This window comes from Nocardia puris, from assembly GCF_036051655.1.
GTDB classification, from domain to species: Bacteria; Actinomycetota; Actinomycetes; order Mycobacteriales; family Mycobacteriaceae; genus Nocardia; species Nocardia puris.
In genome coordinates, this window is record NZ_CP107943.1 from 2,705,388 (window position 1) to 2,723,263 (window position 17,876).

Annotated in this window: 21 protein-coding genes; 10 read left to right on the forward strand and 11 right to left on the reverse strand. The window is 67.8% G+C overall.

The window, feature by feature from the left end; translation table 11 throughout:
* Positions 1–10: 10 nt before the first annotated feature.
* Genes OHB21_RS12105 through OHB21_RS12125 form a run of 5 tightly spaced genes read right to left on the reverse strand, consistent with a single transcriptional unit; the run spans position 11 to position 6,363 of the window.
* Entirely contained in the window at positions 11–826 is an 816-nt protein-coding gene (locus OHB21_RS12105; RefSeq protein ID WP_328438709.1) for an HpcH/HpaI aldolase/citrate lyase family protein, read from the reverse strand.
* Positions 823–1,311 (reverse strand): MaoC family dehydratase, encoded by a 489-nt coding sequence (locus tag OHB21_RS12110; RefSeq protein WP_067513202.1) that lies wholly within the window; start codon positions 1,309–1,311, stop codon positions 823–825. Before OHB21_RS12110 ends, OHB21_RS12105 begins: the two co-directional genes overlap by 4 nt.
* The gene (locus OHB21_RS12115) at positions 1,308–2,468 is read right to left on the reverse strand and encodes an acyl-CoA dehydrogenase family protein (RefSeq protein ID WP_067513204.1); all 1,161 of its coding nucleotides are present in this window, start codon (positions 2,466–2,468) and stop codon (positions 1,308–1,310) included. Before OHB21_RS12115 ends, OHB21_RS12110 begins: the two co-directional genes overlap by 4 nt.
* A complete protein-coding gene (locus OHB21_RS12120) occupies positions 2,465–4,762 on the reverse strand; it encodes an acetyl/propionyl/methylcrotonyl-CoA carboxylase subunit alpha (RefSeq protein WP_113975156.1) in 2,298 nt (765 codons plus the stop codon). Before OHB21_RS12120 ends, OHB21_RS12115 begins: the two co-directional genes overlap by 4 nt.
* 5 nt (positions 4,763–4,767) lie before the next feature.
* The gene (locus OHB21_RS12125) at positions 4,768–6,363 is read right to left on the reverse strand and encodes a carboxyl transferase domain-containing protein (protein WP_195142112.1); all 1,596 of its coding nucleotides are present in this window, start codon (positions 6,361–6,363) and stop codon (positions 4,768–4,770) included.
* 89 nt (positions 6,364–6,452) lie between these two features.
* Between OHB21_RS12125 and OHB21_RS12130 the strand changes: the two genes are divergently transcribed.
* Entirely contained in the window at positions 6,453–7,046 is a 594-nt protein-coding gene (locus OHB21_RS12130; RefSeq protein WP_195142113.1) for an SACE_7040 family transcriptional regulator, read from the forward strand.
* 1 nt (position 7,047) lies between these two features.
* Here OHB21_RS12130 and OHB21_RS12135 read toward each other — a convergent pair whose 3' ends face one another.
* Positions 7,048–8,052 carry an NAD-dependent epimerase/dehydratase family protein gene (locus tag OHB21_RS12135; RefSeq protein ID WP_328438714.1) on the reverse strand — a complete coding sequence of 335 codons (1,005 nt, stop codon included), beginning with the start codon at positions 8,050–8,052 and terminating at the stop codon, positions 7,048–7,050.
* Here OHB21_RS12135 and OHB21_RS12140 point away from each other — a divergent pair.
* Both OHB21_RS12140 and OHB21_RS12145 read left to right on the forward strand, forming a co-directional pair.
* Positions 8,006–8,245, forward strand: coding sequence for a helix-turn-helix domain-containing protein (locus tag OHB21_RS12140; protein WP_067513212.1), 240 nt, complete (start codon positions 8,006–8,008; stop codon positions 8,243–8,245). The genes OHB21_RS12135 and OHB21_RS12140 overlap by 47 nt on opposite strands.
* Positions 8,238–9,470, forward strand: coding sequence for a type II toxin-antitoxin system HipA family toxin (locus OHB21_RS12145; protein WP_195142115.1), 1,233 nt, complete (start codon positions 8,238–8,240; stop codon positions 9,468–9,470). The genes OHB21_RS12140 and OHB21_RS12145 overlap by 8 nt, the downstream gene beginning before the upstream one ends.
* A 35-nt stretch (positions 9,471–9,505) precedes the next feature.
* Here the strand turns inward: OHB21_RS12145 and OHB21_RS12150 are convergent, their stop codons facing one another.
* Positions 9,506–10,366 carry a haloalkane dehalogenase gene (locus tag OHB21_RS12150; RefSeq protein ID WP_067513216.1) on the reverse strand — a complete coding sequence of 287 codons (861 nt, stop codon included), beginning with the start codon at positions 10,364–10,366 and terminating at the stop codon, positions 9,506–9,508.
* Between the two features lie 120 nt (positions 10,367–10,486).
* On the opposite strand from OHB21_RS12150, the gene OHB21_RS12155 reads away from it, so the two are divergent.
* Both OHB21_RS12155 and cobM read left to right on the forward strand, forming a co-directional pair.
* Entirely contained in the window at positions 10,487–10,912 is a 426-nt protein-coding gene (locus OHB21_RS12155; RefSeq protein ID WP_067513218.1) for a PPOX class F420-dependent oxidoreductase, read from the forward strand.
* Positions 10,913–10,973: 61 nt separating this feature from the next.
* The gene (cobM, locus tag OHB21_RS12160) at positions 10,974–11,720 is read left to right on the forward strand and encodes a precorrin-4 C(11)-methyltransferase (RefSeq protein WP_067513220.1); all 747 of its coding nucleotides are present in this window, start codon (positions 10,974–10,976) and stop codon (positions 11,718–11,720) included.
* Between the two features lie 11 nt (positions 11,721–11,731).
* Here cobM and OHB21_RS12165 read toward each other — a convergent pair whose 3' ends face one another.
* Positions 11,732–12,118, reverse strand: coding sequence for a hypothetical protein (locus OHB21_RS12165; RefSeq protein WP_195142116.1), 387 nt, complete (start codon positions 12,116–12,118; stop codon positions 11,732–11,734).
* Between the two features lie 178 nt (positions 12,119–12,296).
* Positions 12,297–12,929, reverse strand: a complete 633-nt coding sequence (locus tag OHB21_RS12170; protein ID WP_067513224.1) for an SMI1/KNR4 family protein — start codon at positions 12,927–12,929, stop codon at positions 12,297–12,299.
* A 132-nt stretch (positions 12,930–13,061) separates the two neighbouring features.
* Here OHB21_RS12170 and OHB21_RS12175 point away from each other — a divergent pair, with 132 nt between their 5' ends.
* The 4 genes from OHB21_RS12175 (at position 13,062) to OHB21_RS12190 (ending at position 14,941) form a co-directional block, all read left to right on the forward strand.
* Positions 13,062–13,340: a hypothetical protein gene (locus OHB21_RS12175; protein ID WP_195124678.1), complete on the forward strand. Its 279-nt coding sequence runs from the start codon at positions 13,062–13,064 to the stop codon at positions 13,338–13,340.
* Between the two features lie 240 nt (positions 13,341–13,580).
* Positions 13,581–13,829: a type I restriction enzyme endonuclease domain-containing protein gene (locus OHB21_RS12180; RefSeq protein WP_067513228.1), complete on the forward strand. Its 249-nt coding sequence runs from the start codon at positions 13,581–13,583 to the stop codon at positions 13,827–13,829.
* Between the two features lie 82 nt (positions 13,830–13,911).
* Positions 13,912–14,499, forward strand: a complete 588-nt coding sequence (locus OHB21_RS12185) for a DUF3558 domain-containing protein (RefSeq protein WP_067513230.1) — start codon at positions 13,912–13,914, stop codon at positions 14,497–14,499.
* 181 nt (positions 14,500–14,680) lie between these two features.
* Complete coding sequence (locus OHB21_RS12190; protein ID WP_195142117.1) at positions 14,681–14,941, forward strand: hypothetical protein; 261 nt, start codon at positions 14,681–14,683, stop codon at positions 14,939–14,941.
* A 17-nt stretch (positions 14,942–14,958) separates the two neighbouring features.
* On the opposite strand, the gene OHB21_RS12195 is transcribed toward OHB21_RS12190, so the two are convergent.
* Together OHB21_RS12195 and OHB21_RS12200 are read right to left on the reverse strand one after the other, a co-directional pair.
* A complete protein-coding gene (locus OHB21_RS12195; protein ID WP_198161881.1) occupies positions 14,959–15,402 on the reverse strand; it encodes a PIN domain-containing protein in 444 nt (147 codons plus the stop codon).
* Positions 15,399–15,629: a ribbon-helix-helix domain-containing protein gene (locus OHB21_RS12200; RefSeq protein WP_067513232.1), complete on the reverse strand. Its 231-nt coding sequence runs from the start codon at positions 15,627–15,629 to the stop codon at positions 15,399–15,401. The genes OHB21_RS12195 and OHB21_RS12200 overlap by 4 nt, the downstream gene beginning before the upstream one ends.
* 431 nt (positions 15,630–16,060) lie before the next feature.
* On the opposite strand from OHB21_RS12200, the gene OHB21_RS12205 reads away from it, so the two are divergent.
* Positions 16,061–17,293, forward strand: a complete 1,233-nt coding sequence (locus OHB21_RS12205) for an IS256 family transposase (RefSeq protein ID WP_054811708.1) — start codon at positions 16,061–16,063, stop codon at positions 17,291–17,293.
* Positions 17,294–17,876: the final 583 nt, after the last annotated feature.

Here is a 17,876-nt window from a genome sequence, read left to right on the forward strand (position 1 = left end):
GTTCGTGTGGTCAGTCTCGGGCGGCGGCGCGGCGCAGGATGCGTTCGGCGTGGCGCAGCACCGGTGCGTCCACCATCCTGCCCTCGAAGGCGAAGACGCCGCGATGGTTCGGCACCTCGTCCAGCAGACGCCGCGCCCAGGCGACCTCGTCGTCGGCGGGAGCGTAGGCGGCGCGGATCACCGGCACCTGGCTCGGGTGGATGGCGACCTTGGCGTCGAAGCCCACCGCCACCGCGTCGTCGGTCTCGGCCCGCAACCCGTCCAGATCGCGGATGTCGAGATACACCGAATCCAGCGCGAACTTACCGTAGGCCTTGGCCGCCAGCAGGGCGCTCGAGCGCACGTGGCGCGCGACGTCGCGGTAGGTGCCGTCGGCGTGCCTGCTCGCGTTGCCGCCCAGACCCGCGATCAGATCCTCCGCACCCCACATCACGCCGATCGCGTTGCGCGCCATGGCCGCCCGCGCCACCGCGAGCGCGCCGAGCGGCGATTCCACCAGCGCGATCACCTCGTAGCCGGACAGCGCCGTGATCTGTTCGGCGCTTTCGGTTTTCGGCAGCATCAGCCGCCGGTAGCCGGTGTCGGCGAGTGCCGCGAGATCCAGCGCGTGGTCCTCGGTGGCCGCGGCGTTCACGCGCACCACCGTGGTCTCCGGGTCGAGCGGTCCCGCCACCAGCGCCGCGCGCGCCGCGGCTTTGTCGGCAGGCGCGACGCCGTCCTCGAGGTCGAGGATCACCACATCGGCGGCGGCCGCGGCCTTCGCGTAGCGCTCGGGGCGGTCGGCGGGGCAGAACAGCCAGCCGGGGCCCAGCATCTCCCACGTCATGCGGGGGCCTTGCGCACCAGCGTCTTGCGGCCCGCCGTGGCCACCACCTCGCCGTGCTGGTTGCGGGCGGTGTGGGCCAGCGCCACGATGCCCTCACCCGGGCGCGACTTGGATTCGCGCTTCTCGGTGACCACGGTCTCGGCGTAGATGGTGTCGCCGTGGAACAGCGGCTTGGGGAACGCGATCTCGGAGAAGCCCAGGTTGGCGACCAGCGTGCCCTGGGTCAGCTGCGCCACCGACAGCCCCACCAGCGTCGACAGCGTGAACATCGAATTCACCAGGCGCTTGTTGAACGGCGGCAGCGCGTCGCTGAACGCGGCGTCCAGGTGCAGCGCCTGGGTGTTCATGGTGAGCGTGGTGAACAGGACGTTATCGGCCTCGGTGATGGTGCGCCCCGGTCGGTGCTCGTAGACCACGCCGGTCTCGAACTCCTCGAACCACAGCCCGCGCTGCACGATCCGGCGCGGCTCTTCCGGCGTCGTCACAGGCCCAGCTCCCGGCCGATCAGCATCAGCTGCACCTCCGTCGTGCCCTCACCGATTTCCAGGATCTTGCTGTCCCGATAGTGCCTGGCCACAGCGTATTCGTTCATGAAGCCATTGCCGCCGAAGATCTGCGTGGCGTCGCGCGCGTTGTCCATCGCGGCTTCGCTGGCCACCAGTTTGGCGATGGAGGCCTGCTTCTTGAACGGCTTGCCCGCCAGCATCAGCGCGGCCGCGTCGTAGTAGGCGGTGCGGGCGGCGTGCGCGCGGGTCTCCATGCGGGCGATCTTGAATGCGATGGCCTGGTTGCGCCCGATCGGCTGCCCGAACGCCAAGCGCTCCTTGGCGTAGCGGACGGACTCGTCCACGCAGCCCTGCGCCGCGCCCACCGAGAGCGCCGCGATGGCGATGCGGCCCTCGTCCAGGATGCGCAGGAAGTTCGCGTAGCCGCGCCCGCGCTCGCCGAGCAGGTTCTCCTGGGGCACCCGCACGTCGGTGAGGCTCAGCGGGTGGGTGTCCGAGGCGTTCCAGCCGACCTTGTTGTAGGCGGGCTCGGCCACGAAACCCGGTGTGCTCGTGGGCACCAGGATGGTGGAGATCTCCTTCTTGCCGCCGGTCGTCCCGGTGACCGCCGTGACGGTGACCAGTTCGGTGATGTCGGTGCCGGAGTTGGTGATGAACTGTTTGCGGCCGTTGATGATCCACTCGCCGCTGTCCAGCACGGCGGTGGTGCGGGTACCGCCCGCGTCGCTGCCCGCGTCGGGTTCGGTGAGGCCGAAACCGGCCAGCGCCCGGCCGCTGGTGAGGCGCGGCAACCACTCCCGCTTCTGCTCGTCGTTGCCGAAGCGGTAGATCGGCATCGCGCCCAGCGAGACGCCCGCCTCCAGGGTGATCGCGACGCTCTGGTCGACCTTGCCGAGCTCCTCCAGCGCCAGGCACAGCGCGAAGTAGTCGCCGCCCATACCGCCGAACTCCTCCGGGAACGGCAGGCCGAACAGGCCCATATCGGCCATACCCTTGACGACCTCGTACGGGAAGGTGTGGTTGGCGTCGTGCTCGGCGGCGACCGGCGCGACCACCTGCTGCGCGAAATCCCGCACAGTGAGGGCGAGATCGCGGTAGTCCTCGGGCAGGGAGCCGGTGGAGAGGAAGTCGGTCATGCGGGGATTCCTTCTGACTCTGGGGTTTTCGCGGACGCGATGACGCGGGCCAGCGGTTGATCGAGGCGCACCTGGGTGCCGGCTTCGACGAGGATCTCGACGGTGCCGGTCACGGGCGCGGTGAGGGTGTGCTCCATCTTCATCGCCTCCACCACCACGACCGCGTCGCCCGCGGCCACGGTGGCGCCGGAGGCGACCGGCGTCGCGATCACCGAACCCGGCATGGGGCTGCGGATCTCGGCGTCGCCGACGTGCTCGCCGCCGCCACGGACGTTCACCTCGGCGACCTCGCGCAGCGCGACGACACCGGTCGGGCCCGCGACCCAGAGTTGGTCGTCGTGCTCGGCGACGAGGTAGTCGCGGCGGAGGCCGTCGAGGGTGAGGGTGAGGGTGTTCGGGATTTCAGCGAAAGTGGCTGTCAGTGAAAGGGATTCGGTCGTCGGCTGATGATCCGCTGATGCCGTCGTTGGCGTGGCGCGCGGTGGAACCGATCCACCGGCCGTACCGCCGCGAGGCGCGGAGAACCCGCCTTCCGCGTGGGCCACGGTCGAATCCGGTGTCGCGCCGTGGCTGGTCGCGGGCGGTTGGTCCGGCGGGGAATCGTGACCGGGGATCGCGGTGCCCGCGCTGTCACCGGCCGCTCGAGCAGTCAGGGTGCTGCTCCGAACCGTGCCGGAGGTCGCGTTCGGCGCGGTGTCGGACTCGTCGCCGATACGCGCGCGTGCGGCGTCGGGAGTACCGGTGAGATGGACGTGCTCGGTACGATCGCCGCCGGCGAGCCGGATGGTCGTGGGCGCGGTGCCGCCGACCCGCCAGCCCGACGGGACGTCCCACGGGTCGGCCGGGCCGGTCGGCCAGCGCCGCAGCCAGTGGTAGGCGGCCGCGGCGATGAACTGCTCGTCGGTGGGCGGCGCGGGAACGAAGTCGCCCACCCGGCGATCCAGCAGTGCGGTGTCGAGGTTTCCGGCCTGCACGTCGGGGTCGGCGAGCAGGAAGCGCAGGAACTCGATATTGGACGTGACGCCCAGCAGCTGCGTATCACCCAGCGCGCGATCGAGTTTCGCCAGCGCGGCGGTGCGATCGGGGGCGTGGGCGATGACCTTGGACAGCATCGGGTCGTAGTCGCTGCCCACCACCGTGCCCACGCGCAGGCCCGAATCCACGCGCACGCCTTCGCCTTCCGGCTCCACCAGGTCCAGCACCGTGCCGCCGGTGGGCAGGAAGCCGCGCCCCGGATCCTCGGCGTACACGCGGGCTTCGACGGCGTGGCCGGTGAGGCGGATGTCCTCCTGGCGGACGGTGATCTTCTGGCCCGCCGCCACCCGCACCTGGCACTCCACCAGATCCACGCCCGTCACCAGCTCGGTGACCGGATGCTCCACCTGTAGGCGGGTGTTCATCTCCATGAAGAAGAACTCGTCGGGACGGTCGGCGGAGACGATGAACTCCACCGTGCCCGCGCCCACGTAGTCGACGCTGCGGGCGGTGTTGCAGGCCGCCGCGCCGATGCGGGCGCGGGTCTCGGCGTCCAGCAGCGGTGAGGGGGCCTCCTCGATCACCTTCTGATGCCTGCGCTGCAAACTGCATTCGCGTTCGCCGAGGTGCACCACGTTGCCGAACTGGTCGGCGAGGATCTGCACCTCGATGTGGCGGGGACGGGTGACGAACCGCTCCAGGAACAGCGTGTCGTCGCCGAACGCGGCGCCCGCCTCCCGGCGCGCACTGACCAGCGCGTCGGGCAGCAGCGCCGGATCGTCCACGCGGCGCATGCCTTTGCCGCCGCCGCCCGCCGAGGGCTTCACCAGCACCGGGTAGCCCACTTCGGCCGCCGCCGCGACGAGCTGCGCGTCGGTGAGGCCGGGCTGCGCGATGCCGGGCACCACGGGCACGTCGAACGCGGCCACGGTGTTCTTGGCCGCGATCTTGTCGCCCATGATCTCGATGGCGCGCGCGGGCGGGCCGAGGAACACGATCCCGGCCTCGGCCAGCGCCGCCGCGAAAGCCGCGTTCTCGGAAAGGAATCCGTAGCCGGGGTGCACGGCCTGCGCGCCGGTGCGCACGGCCGCCGCGACGACTTTCCCGATGTCGAGGTAGCTTTCGCGGGCCGGCGCCGGGCCGAGGCGCACGGCGGTGTCGGCCTCGGCGACGTGGCGCGCGTTCACGTCGGCGTCGCTGTACACCGCGACCGAGCGAATGCCCATGGCGCGCAATGTGCGGATCACGCGCACCGCGATCTCGCCGCGATTGGCGACCAGCACGGTGTCGAAACCGACGGGTTGTGACTTGTTCAGCATCGCGATCACATCCGGAAGACGCCGTAGGAGACGGGTTCGAGCGGCGCCTGCCCGCACACCGAAAGGGCAAGGCCGAGCACGGTTCTGGTGTCGGCGGGGTCGATGACCCCGTCGTCCCACAGGCGCGCCGTCGAGTAGTACGGGTTGCCCTGGCGCTCGTACTGGTCGCGGATCGGGGCCTTGAACGTCTCCTGATCCGCCTCCGACCACGGGCGGCCGCCGCTGTCGAGCTGGTCGCCGCGCACCGTGGCCAGCACCGAGGCGGCCTGTTCGCCGCCCATCACCGAGATCCGCGCGTTCGGCCACATCCACAGGAAGCGCGGCGAATACGCGCGCCCGCACATGGAGTAGTTGCCCGCGCCGTAGGAGCCGCCGATCACCACCGTGAGCTTGGGCACCCGCGCGCACGCCACCGCGGTGACCATCTTCGCGCCGTGCTTGGCGATGCCGCCCGCCTCGTAGTCGCGGCCCACCATGAAGCCGGTGATGTTCTGCAGGAACAGCAGTGGGATCTCGCGCTTGTCGCACAGTTCGATGAAATGCGCGCCCTTCATGGCGGATTCGCTGAACAGCACGCCGTTATTGGCGACGATGCCGACCGGGTGGCCGTGGATGCGGGCGAAGCCGGTGACCAGCGTCTTGCCGTACTCCGCCTTGAACTCGTGGAAACCGTTGCCGCCGAGGGGATCACCGTCCACGATGCGGTGGATGACCTCGCGCACGTCGTACGGGGTGCGCAGATCGACCGGGACCACGTCGTAGAGTTCGGATTCCGGCGCGGCGGGTGCCACCGAAGGCAGTGCCTGCCAAGGGGATTCGGGGCGCGGGCCGAGGGTGGCGACGATCTTGCGGACGATGCGCAGCGCGTCGCGATCGTCCTCGGCGAGATGGTCGGTGACGCCCGAGGTGCGCGAATGCAGTGCGCCGCCGCCGAGTTCCTCCGCCGTCACCACCTCGCCGGTCGCGGCCTTCACCAGCGGCGGGCCGCCCAGGAAGATGGTGCCCTGATCGCGGACGATCACCGCCTCGTCGCTCATCGCGGGCACGTACGCGCCGCCCGCGGTGCACGACCCCATCACCGCCGCGATCTGCGCGATGCCCTTGGCGCTCATGGTGGCCTGGTTGTAGAAGATGCGGCCGAAGTGTTCGCGATCGGGGAAGACCTCGTCCTGGTGGGGCAGGAACGCGCCGCCCGAGTCCACCAGATAGATGCAGGGGAGTCGGTTCTGGAGCGCCACTTCCTGCGCGCGCAGATGCTTCTTGACCGAGAGCGGGTAGTAGGTGCCGCCCTTGACGGTGGCGTCGTTCGCCACGATCACGCATTCGCGCCCAGACACCCGCCCGATGCCGGCGATCACGCCCGCGCCGGGGCATTCGTCGCCGTACATGCCGTTCGCGGCGAGGGGGGAGAGCTCGAGGAAGGGGCTGCCCGGATCGAGCAGCTGGTCCACGCGCTCGCGGGGCAGCAGTTTGCCGCGCGCCACATGGCGCTCGCGCGCCTTGGCCGGGCCGCCGAGCGCGGCGGTGGCCAGCTTCTCGCGCAGCTCGTCCACCAGCGCTTGGTGCGCCGCGCGGTTGCCGACCTCCTGGGTAACCGTCATCACGTCCGCCGTTCAGTTAGTCACCAATAACTGAGAGTTAGGTTAATCTGTATTAACCGAGATGTCCAGACCGGGTGGGAGGAGCGCGTGTGACCGGCACGGAGACCGTCGCGCCGACCCGTCGCGAGCAGTTGAAGGCGCAGCGCAGGCAGCAGTTGCTCGAGGCGGGCGCGCGGCTCATCGCCGACCGCGGGTTCCTCGGGGTGCGCCTCGACGACCTCGGCGCGGCCGTCGGCATCAGTGGCCCCGCCGTCTACCGGCACTTCCCGAACAAGGAGGCGCTGCTGGTGGAGCTGCTGGTCGGCGTCAGCCAGCGGCTGCTCGCGGGCGGGCGCGCGGTGGTCGCCGAAACCGGCTCTGATGCCGAGGCGCTGTCGGCGCTCATCGAGTTCCACCTCGACTTCGCCCTCGGCGAGCCCGAACTCATCCGCATCCAGGACCGCGACCTCGACAGCGTGCCCGCCGGGCCGCGCCGCGAACTGCGCCGGTTGCAGCGCCAGTACGTGGAGATCTGGGTCGAGACGCTGCGCCGCCTGCATCCCGGCCTCCCCGAGGACGCGGCGCGGGTGCGGGCGCACGCGGCGTTCGGGTTGCTGAACTCCACCCCGCACAGCGCCACGCCGGCGACGGCTAATCGGGCGCGGCCGATTCTCCGGGAGATGGCGCTGTCGGCGTTGGGGTGATTTATCCGCGAGTGTCGCGGACGATGGTGTCGATGTCGGATTTCATTGGTTTCCAGCCTAATTCGGTGACAGCCCGGGAGGAATCGGCCACCAGCGCGCTCGGCTCCTGAACGGCGGGTCGGTGCGTGACCGCGATCCGCCTGCCGGTGATCCGCTCGACCGCCGCGACGACCTCCAGCACGCTGGTGCCCCGCCCGCTACCCGCGACATAGCGCGAGAAGCCCGTCGCCGGCTCGGCTCCCGCCACGAAAGCGGCGGCGGCATCCTCGACGTGAAGGTAGTCGCGGACCGCGCTGCCGTCACCGTTGATCTCCAGCGCCGACCCCGACGCGGCGGCGGCCAACGTTCTCGGGATCAGCCGCGTCGGATCGGGATCCTCCCCACCCGCCACATTCATCAGCCGCAGCACGCATGCCGCCACCTTCCCCGCCGCCACCTGCGCCTCGATCGCCCACTCGGCGGCCAGCTTGCTCGCCGCATACGGATGCGGCGGCGCGTCCGGCAATTCCTCACTCATCGGCTGCCGCTCCGGACTCCCGTAGATCGCACCGGTGGACGCGAACACCAACCGCCCCACCCCGACGTCCTCCATCGCCTCCAGCAGCGCGACCGTCCCACCCGCATTCACCCGGAAGTACCGCACCGGATCCGCGACCGACTCCCGCGCCTGCCCCACCCCGGCGAGATGACACACCGCATCCACCCCCTCCATCACTCGCCGCACCCCACCCGCATCGAACAAATCCACACCCCGCCCCATCGCGACCACCTCACACCCTCGACCCCGCATGGCCCGAACCACCACGCGCCCGAGATATCCACCCGCTCCGGTGACCAGTACCCGCACCCACCCAATCCTGCCAGCCACCCCGCCCGTGACTACCTTTTCGTAGTCACGGCGGTTGACTACGAAAAGGTAGTCACGTATCTTGACTACGAAAAAGTAGTCAGGAGGTGCCGTGGCGTATACGGGCAAGGTCACCAGCGCGGAGTCGCTGGGTCGCATCCTGCAGCAGGCGCGATTGCTGAGCGGGTTGAGTCAGCGTGAACTCGCCGAGCGCCTCGGCACCACCCAGCGCTACATCTGGGAGATCGAAGCGGGGAAACCGTCGATCTACACCGACCGCCTGTTCGCCATGATGCGCGAAACCGGAATGGAGTTGACCGCCACCATCGAACCTAAGGATGCCCGTGGCTGACCTGGTCGTAGAGCTGTACGGCACCCGTGTCGGCGTGCTCACCGGCACCTGGCGAAACTTCGACTTCGTCTCCGATCCGGGAGCCGTCGAGCAGTTCGGGATCGACAGTCCGATCCTGTCCGTCGCCATTCCCTTGGTGGCGGTCACCACCCGTGCGCGCAAAGCTCGGCGGCAGGCGTTCTTTCGTGAGTTGCTACCGGAGGGGCGAATGCTGACTCGTCTCGCTGCGGAAGCAGGTGTCGCCGAACAGGATTCGATCGGGTTGCTTCGCCGATTCGGCCGGGACACAGCAGGGGCGCTGCAGATCTGGGATCCTGACGTGCCGGGCGAGCCGAAACAGCCCCAGATCGAGTTGCTGTCCGCGGCCGATGTCGCGCGAATGCTGACCAATGTGCACGACAATCCGCTGGGCAACAAGCCGATCGGCGGCAAGACGTCGTTGGCGGGCGTGCAGGACAAGATCGTGCTTGCACGTACCGCGGAGGGATGGAATCGCGTGATCGACGGATACCCGTCCACGCATATCCTCAAGCCGGTCTTGCAGGACTTTCCGACGGTCATCTATGACGAAGAGTACGGCGCTCGCTTCGCCCGAGCGATCGGCCTTACCGAATTCCACACGTGGATAGAGGATTTCGATGGAGTGCCGACTCTGATAGTAGAGCGGTACGACCGGTCGGCGGATGCGCCGGCTGGCCGCATTCACCAGGAGGATTTCAACCAAGCACTCGGTGCCGTCGGGACGCAGAAGTATCAGAGGCTCGGCGGCAAGGTCTCCCTTGCTCGCATCGCCGGCGTACTGGAGGCGATCGGTGACCTGGAGTCGAGGCAACGGCTACTGCGAATGACCGTGCTGGCCGTGGCTGTCGGCAATCTGGACATGCACGCGAAGAACCTCTCGCTTCTACACCGCCCTGACGGTTCGATGACGCTGGCGCCGGCCTACGACACGGTCCCGCAGGCACATCAACCGAGTGACGGTGAGCTGGCGCTGGCGGTCGACGGCGTGTACCGCCATGCCGCGATTACGCGCGCTCATTTGGTGAGCGAAGGACGAAGTTGGGGTCTTCCCGACGTCGAGCGGATCATTGACGAAACGCTCGACACTATCCGGGCGACCGCGGCTGCCGAACGACCGCACCCACGCGCTCACAAGAGCCTCGACGAGGACATCTCGCGATTCACCGCGAACCTGATATCCGGGCGAGCCGTGGGTGATAAGTAGCGGCCGTGTCGCCGGTCGAGCGATTGCGGCGAGGACTAGGGGAATCGTTCGGCTATGGCGGCGGCTATTTCGGTCGGGGCGTGTTCCTGGATGTAGTGGCGGGCGTGGGGGAGTTCGACGATTTCCAGGTCGGTGAAGGCGGTGCGCAGGTGGGGGAGGCAGGCGCGAGGGCGGAAGGCCATGTCGCGCATGCCCCAGAGCGCGAGGGTCGGTTTGTCGCCGAGGTGGGTGGGCACGTCGCGGGCGAGCCGGTCCAGTAGAGGGCGGGCGGCGCGAATCTCCTTGGGCATCACCGCGAGTCCGCGCCGGGCCGCCGCGGTGGGCTGCACGGCGCGATAGTGGTCGGCCTCGTCGGCGGTGAGGGTGCGCCCGAGTTCGCCGAGCAGCACGCGCTCGATGAGGAAGTTGTGTTCGAGGATGCGCCGCTGCACGGGCCCGCTGCTCAGGACCGCGCTGAACGCCCGGTTGGCCAGCGCGTCGATCGGCCAGAACATGGTGTTGCCCAACACGATTCCCCGCACGCGGTCGGCGCGGGTGAGGGCCGCGCCCAGGCCGATCGGGCCGCCCCAGTCGTGTCCCATCACCACGAAGTCCTCGAGCCGCAGGTGGTCGATCAACTCGCCGGCGACCTCGGTGTGTTCGGCCACGGTGTAGCCGAAATCCGTTGGGCGCTCGGACAGCCCGAAACCCAAGTAGTCGACGGCGACGCACCGGTACCGGTCGCGCAGGTCCGCGACGATCCGGCGGTACAGGAAACTCCACGCCGGCGCGCCGTGCAGGAACAGGATCGTGGGCCCGAAACCCTCATCGATGTAGTGCACCCGGCCGGACGACGAGTCGAACCATCGTGACTCGAACGGGTACAGCGACCGGTCCGGAACGAAATTGATCAGCATTGCCCCTCCCTCCGGCGCTCACGGTACGCGCGCCGTTCCCCGGCGCGACAGTCCCTGTGATCGGGCAGACACTGGTTTGTCATGGGCGGAACAGGCGGGGTCCGGGCCTAGGGTGGGGATATGACATCGCTGACGGATCCGAAGGTTCGAGAGTTCCTGGAGCACGGCACGCGGACGGGGAAGGTGGCGATCGTGGCGCCCGATGGGCGGCCGGTCGTCACGCCGGTGTGGTTCCTGGTGGAGGGCGAGGAGATCGTCTTCAACACCGGCAAGTCGTCGGCGAAGGGGAAGGCGTTCGCGCGGGATCCCCGGGTCGCGCTGTGCGTGGACGGGGAGGCGCCGCCGTATCCGTCGGTTCAGGTGCAGGGGACGGTCAGGCTGTCGGAAGACCCGGCGGAGCTGCTGCGCACCGCGACCGCGCTCGGCGCCCGGTACATGGGCGCCGACCGCGCGGAGGAGTTCGGCAAGCGCAACGGCGTGCCCGGTGAGCTGGTGGTGCGGTTGCGGCCGACGAAGGTGCTCGCGCACTTCGACGCGACGGCCTGATTCATCGGACCGCGCTCTCCGGCCACGAACACCCTTCGAGGCCGGGCCTAGACTCACGTCCATGACCGTGCACTTCATCGGGGCCGGGCCCGGCGCCGCGGACCTGCTGACCGTGCGCGCGGTCGAGCTCCTGCGCTCGTCGCCGGTGTGCCTGTACGCGGGCACCTACCTGGACCCCGACGTGCTGGCGCACTGCGCGCCGGGCGCCGAACTGATCGACACCCAGCACCTCGACATCGAGCAGATCACCGCCCACCTGTCCCGCGCCCACGCGGCCGGGCACGACGTGGCGCGGCTGTGTTCGGGCGACCCGTCGCTGTACTCGGCGCTCACCGAGCAGACCCGCCGCCTCGACGCCCTCGGCATCCCCTGGGACGTCACGCCCGGCGTCCCCGCCTACGCGGCCGCCGCCGCCCTGCTCGGCACCGAACTGACCGTGCCGGAACTCGTGCAGTCGGTGGTGCTGACCCGCACCCAGGCCCGCTCCACCGCCATGCCCGCCTCCGAAGCGCTGAGCTCATTCGCCCGCACCCGCGCGACCCTGGTCCTGCACCTGGCCATCACCCGCATCCGCCCCCTCGCCGAGGAACTGGTCGCCGAGTACGGCGCCGACTGCCCCGTCGCCGTGGTCTACCGCGCCTCCCAACCCGACCAACTCGTCCTGCGCGGCACCCTCACCGACATCGCCGACCAAGTGGAATCCGCCGCCCTCCGCCGAGCCGCCGTCATCCTCATCGGCCCCGCTCTCACCCCCACTCCCCACTGCGCCGGCTCCCACCTCTACGACCCCGCCCGCGCCCGCATGTGAGGGGCAAGTCCTCAGAAGTAGGTCAAGACTGCCGCGTCGAATTCGTCGTTGTCCGGCGCCGCCGCCGGGGGCTGGTAGTTGGCTCCGCGCACGTGGTAGAGGAACGGCTCCGGGAAGGCGAGGCGGTAGGTGGCGAGGTAGTGGATGGAGTCGACGCGCCAGATCCACTGGCCGTCCGAGAGGAGCGACGATCCGCCGGGGATGACCGTGGTGTTGTCGAACAGGTCGACCACGTCTTCCAGGACGTCGAACACCGGTGGTGCGGCGCGCATGTAGTCGAGAATCGCCTGCCGGTCGGTGAGCGGCTGCGTGTTGCTCGCCTCCCGCAACGACGGCAGCCCTTCCTTCGGCACGCTGTACATCTCCCGGTAGATCCCGACGGTGCCCAACCCGGCCATACGGCCCCCCTCAACTGTCGAACCATGCAAACTTCCGGCCCCGAGCCTACCCACCCGCTCGGTACTCACAATGCCGAAGGCTCGTGCACATCCAGAAGATCGGCCCGGCCTCCCGCCCCAGGCCTCGTTGTCCCCGGGAATCCTGCCCCCTCCCGGGTGGCGGGATGATCGTGACGACCTACTGCACAGTGCGCCTCTCGAACCGGTCGTACAGGGCGTTGAAGAAGTGCTCCTCCGGGTCGCCGAACCACGGGACCTGTTGGGCGCCATGGGGGATCTGGGAGGCGCGCCAGGCGCCGGTGCGGACTTCCTCGAGCAGCATGGTCAGGAGGTCGGTGAAATCCGTGGCGCACACGAAGTGTTTCTCCTCGTCGCGACCGAAATTGATGATCTGGCCGTGGGTTCCGCCGGTGTCGGGATCCAGATCGAGCCCGGTGTAGTCCGATCGGACCGGATCCGACCACAGCGGGATCCAGCCCGCGCTGGTGTAGAGCGGCTTGACTTTCCCTCTCGCGCCGGGGAATACGTCGCCCACCTGCTGCAATCCCGCCAGGTCCGGATCGCGCCGCAGCTCGGCTCCGTCCTCCCAGCACTCACGGATCAGCGCGGTGGAGAGAAACGACAGCGTCGGCACGCACGGTACGGCGGGTTCGGTCCGCGAGGCCGTCATCGTCACCCGCTGACCGTTGTGCACCGACAGCACCGCCCGCACCTCCTCGGGCAACGCGAACCCCACCCCCTCCTCCAACTCCCGCAACTCCGCCTCGCTCGCCCCGGGCGCCAAATTCTCATGCGCCAGAGGCACATTCACCCGCAATCACTCGGTGTACTCCCCGAAACATCGACAGCTCGCATGCGAGCAACCTACTGCCCGGCATCGACACCGCCTGCCAGCCGGACCGGCCCGAGCCGTGAGACCGGCGGCATCGGGCAGACTTGGGTCATGTCCGATCAGTCCGGTGCGCCCGTCAGCTTTTCCGAGGTCAAGCCATACGACGTCGTCGAGACCTTGGGGGAACTTCGCGGGCCCGAACACGGAGTGCTGCACCTGCCGACCGAGCTGGCGTGGGGCGGGCGTACCGAATTCGACCTCGATGACGCCTATGACCGAACTGCGGTGTACAAGATCGTGCTCGAGGAGGGCACTCGCCGCCACTTGCGTGAACTGATCAGCGGGCGCCTGCTCGCCGCGGTGTGGGGGCAGATGCGTCCGGCGCGATAAGTGCGGGCGCTCTGGGAGAGGCAGTTCCCGCAATTGCGGGCTTCTGCCTGATGGATGCGCACGCGAGCCGAAGCTGACCGCATCACACTCCGAATCCGGCAGCCGAACGCGATCGTCGCAAAAAATTCGCGCCCGCCCTCTCTGAAGACGAGTCCGCTTTCTATGACGCGGTAGGTGAGAACGAATCCACGGTGCGGGAGATGAGCGAGTAGGTGCTCGGTAATATCGCTTGTAGCGATCATGCGCCGTGAGGTCAAGACCGACTGGACCGTTCGTGACGACGTCCGTGTCAAGTTGCGTTTTTCGGAGAATCGGTTGCTGATCAAGCACAAGTACCCACCGGACAATCAGCCACAGGCGATCCGGTTGGTGATCGAACAGATGGACGCGCTCGCCCCACACTTTGTTGCGAGTGGGGGTGACGAGGATGCTCTCGAATGCTCGTCCGGCCCGAGTTGTCCGATCGGTGAGTCGGGAGTCGTGGGCTAGCCTGGGTGGGCGGTCCGGTGCGCGTGGGATGTCCAGCTCCGGGCGCATGGTCGGCTCGAGAGCAGGAGGGGTGTAGGCGTTGATGGCTGGCAGGGCAGGCCGGGGCTTGGTGGGGGTGATTGCCGCCGGGGTTGCGGTGGCCGCGGTGGCCGCGGGGTGTTCGTCCACTGTGGATGGGCGGGCGACGGAAGAGGGGAGTGTGCCGACGAGTGTGGACACGAGTCTGCCGCTGTTCAATCCCTGTACTGATCTGTCGGATGAGGTGTTGAGCGGAGATAATCTGGACCCTTCGACGAAGCGGGTATCGGTGGACAGCCGTGATGAGGGGGTGGAGGCCTGGTGGAAGATATGCAATTGGGATTCCACCGAGGGGCCGTACGGTGTGAGCGTTTTCTCGACTCGGCGGACGGTGCCGGAGCGGCGGGCCAATCCGGAGAGCCTTTTCGTTCGTGACATGATGGTCGGCGACCGCGCGGGAATCGTGACAACGAAACGGGAGTCCAATCCGCTCTATGACCTCACCTGTTATGTGAGCTTTCCCGCCGCTCACGGGATGTTCGAAATCGGGGTGAGCTGGATGCACAGCGAGCGCGACATGCTGGTGGAGTCGCCCCCGTGTGGCATCGCGGTCGAGCATGCGATCTATTTCGAGAAGAACTTGCCGGACTGACATCACGGCTGGGTATTGTCCCTCGGTTTCGACCTGACGATTGGAATGACGTGACGCAAGAATCTTCGATGGAGGCCAGCCTGTCGCAATGGCGGCAGTACAAGCAGAGCGCCGAATCCGGTGAGTTCCGGATGGATGAGCAATTGGGTGGAGCCCTGAAAAAGCGGTGCGATACGCTTTTTTGAGCGGCCTGGAGAAAGATCTGCTCCGCATGGCGGGTGACCTCGGCCACCTGAGTGGTTTCGGAACGCTTCCCTCCGCCGAGGCGCTACGGCAGAAGTTCCAGAACAAGGCAGTCAGCGACGCCGACTCGGCGGTCAATCAGTTGATGAAGCACATCGAGTTGGTCTCCCTGATGCGCGACACCTACGCGCTGGCGATCCGCAAGCTCACCGATCAGGATCAGGCAAATGCGAACGGCCTCAACCAAACTCAGGTGTAGCTGATGCTCCGAGGGCGTTACGCGTCCTGGAGAAGTAGCCGGAATGCGTTGTGGGCGGGGGTGAGTGGGCGAAGGGCGCGGAAGTCCTTTTCATCGAGCGTCAGGATGTCGTTGGTGAGGTAGCGCTCGGCGAGGACGACGTTGACCGCGTCCGCCAGGTCCAGCCGCAGGCCCCGGTACTGCCCGATGACCTTCTGTGCGACGCGGACGTCGTCTCGATCGACGGCCGGGATCAGCACAGCGCCCTCCTCCGCCGAGGTCAGCAGGTCATCGAGGACCAGGTCGGCGATCCGGCGGTCCTTGCCGAACCGTGCGATCAGCAGGTGATCGATTTCGTCGAGCACCATGGGCGAGACCACGGCGACCGAGGTGGCCAGCAGATCGCGCGCACGGTCGTGCAGGTCGGCGGCGCGGTCGTAGGCGGCGATGATCGCGGACGTGTCGGCGATGAAGAAGCTCACCGCTCGTAGGCCTCGCCGAGCAGCTCTTCCGAGTCGGCGGCGAAGCGCGGGTCGCCGGAATCGAAGCTCGGCCACGGCCTGGTCCGGCGCACGGTGTGGGTCCGGAGCAGGACGAGGTCGATCCCCTCGCGGATCAACTCGGCTTCCGACCGTCCGGATTCCTCGGCGGCGGCCTTGAGGCGCGCGGCCTGTTCGGCTTCGAGGTACACGCTCGTCTTGCTCTTCATGAATGTAGGGTACTACGTAGGGTGGTGCCCTGCATCGACCCCTGGCGGAGTCGAACGGTCGACGGCCGGTCGCCATTCGGGCGCACCTGGCCGAATGCTTCGAGGTGGTCGGGGAGTGGTGGACCCTGGCTGCGTCATAGCGCAAGCACCGCTCGAACCCGGCGCCACGATCTCGCCCAGTGTGCGCACAACATGGGTATACGCAAGATATGCATAAGTTATGCGCCAACGCGCATGTGAGCCGGTTCGGGTGCATGAGTATGCGATCGACTCCGCGCCCGCGGGTGCGGAGGGTTGCGTCCAATAGCGTGGTGTACGGCCCGACCACCCGAGCAGCCCCCTGTTCCGAGCGTGTCGTAGCCGGAAACGAGGTGGTCACCGCGTGACCCTTGAAGAGACCGTCCAAAGTCACTTGAAGGAGACATCACGCGATGACCGATATCCAGCGTATCGACCCGAGCAAGCCCTTCGACACCCAACTCGCCGCGGCCAGCCCTGATCTGCTGCGAGAATTGCTGTCCAGCTTCGTCCACACGATCATGAACGCCGAAGCCGACAGCATGTGCGGCGCCGACTACGGGCAACGCAGCGAGGACCGGGTCAACTCCCGAAACGGATACCGCCACCGCGATTTCGACACCCGCGTCGGGACCATGGACGTCGCGATCCCGAAACTGCGGTCGGGTAGCTACTTCCCCGACTGGCTGCTCGAACGCCGCAAACGCGCCGAACGAGCCCTGACCAGCGTGGTCGCGACCTGCTACCTGCTCGGTGTCTCGACCCGGCGGATGGAGAAACTCGTCGAGTCCCTCGGCGTCACGCAGCTGTCGAAGTCGCAGGTCTCGATCATGGCCACCGACCTCGATGCCCAGGTCGAAGCGTTCCGGACCCGCTTACTCGACCAAGGCCCTTACACGTTCGTCGCCGCGGACGCCCTGGTGTTGAAGGTGCGCGAGAACGGGCGGGTGGTCAACGTCCATGCCCTGATCGCGACCGGTGTCAACGCCGACGGCTACCGCGAAATCCTGGGCTTGCAGGTCACCAGTGGTGAAGACGGTGCCGGCTGGTTGGCGTTCTTCCGTGATCTGGTCGCGCGGGGTTTGTCCGGGGTCGAGTTGGTCACCTCCGACGCCCACGCCGGGCTGGTCGCGGCGATCGGAGCGACCCTGCCCGGCGCGTCCTGGCAGCGTTGCCGGACCCACTACACCGTCAACCTGATGTCGATCACACCGAAAACGTCGTGGCCGTGGGTTCGGACTCTGCTCCACTCGGTCTTCGATCAAGCCGACCCGGAATCGGTTGGGTCTCAATATGATCGGATGCTCGACGCATTGGCCGAGAAGCTTCCGAAAGTCGCCGCGCACCTGGACGCGGCCCGCGCCGACCTGCTCGCGTTCACCAGCTTCCCGAAACAGATCTGGCGTCAGGTCTGGTCGAACAACCCCCAAGAACGGTTGAACAAGGAAATCCGGCGCCGCACCGACGTCGTCGGGATCTTCCCCGACCGCACCGCGATCATCCGCCTCGTCGGCGCTGTCCTGGCCGAACAACACGACGAATGGATCGAAGGCCGCCGCTACCTCGGCCTCGACGTGTTGGCCCGCTCCCGCAACCACACCGAACCCAGCGATGAACAGGAGGATCCCGCAGCGTTGACCGCCTGACCGGCAGCGGTCACGCGGCGATCACTTCGATACACCACGCATTTGGACTTGACCGGTGCGGAGTCCCGGTGTGCGCTTCCGTTCGCGGCTCTGGGCGCTGCCGTTGGTCATTCCTTATCTCTATGCCGCGAATGTCCGGATCACCCTCCGCGCACCCCGAGTCCGGGGGTGAACGCCATCGTGCCCGCCGCCGACGGTTGTGGCCCGGCTCACCCCGCAACCCGCACCCCGCACCCCCCGGTGTGACGACAACGACAGCGAATCGGGGAAAGGCGCGCGGTGGCGCTGCCTGGTGTGATACCCCAGAGCTATGGATCGTGGTTGGTCGGGTGTGGGAGGCGACGGTAGATTGTTCCGGTGATCAGCGAAGAGTGTCCCGGTTCGGCCGGTCGGTGGGTGTTGGGTGCTGGCGGGCCCATGTAACGACAGCGGTCCGGCGGACAGATAGTGCCAATGAACTTTTTTGCCTGATTGATATGAGAACTGAACCCGGGGACGCAGGCGCCACGCTCGGATAGGTGTGCGTCGGCGTCCGGGTGTCGTCGGGGAGCGCTTGCGTGGTGTTCCGGAAGCGAGGTTACGG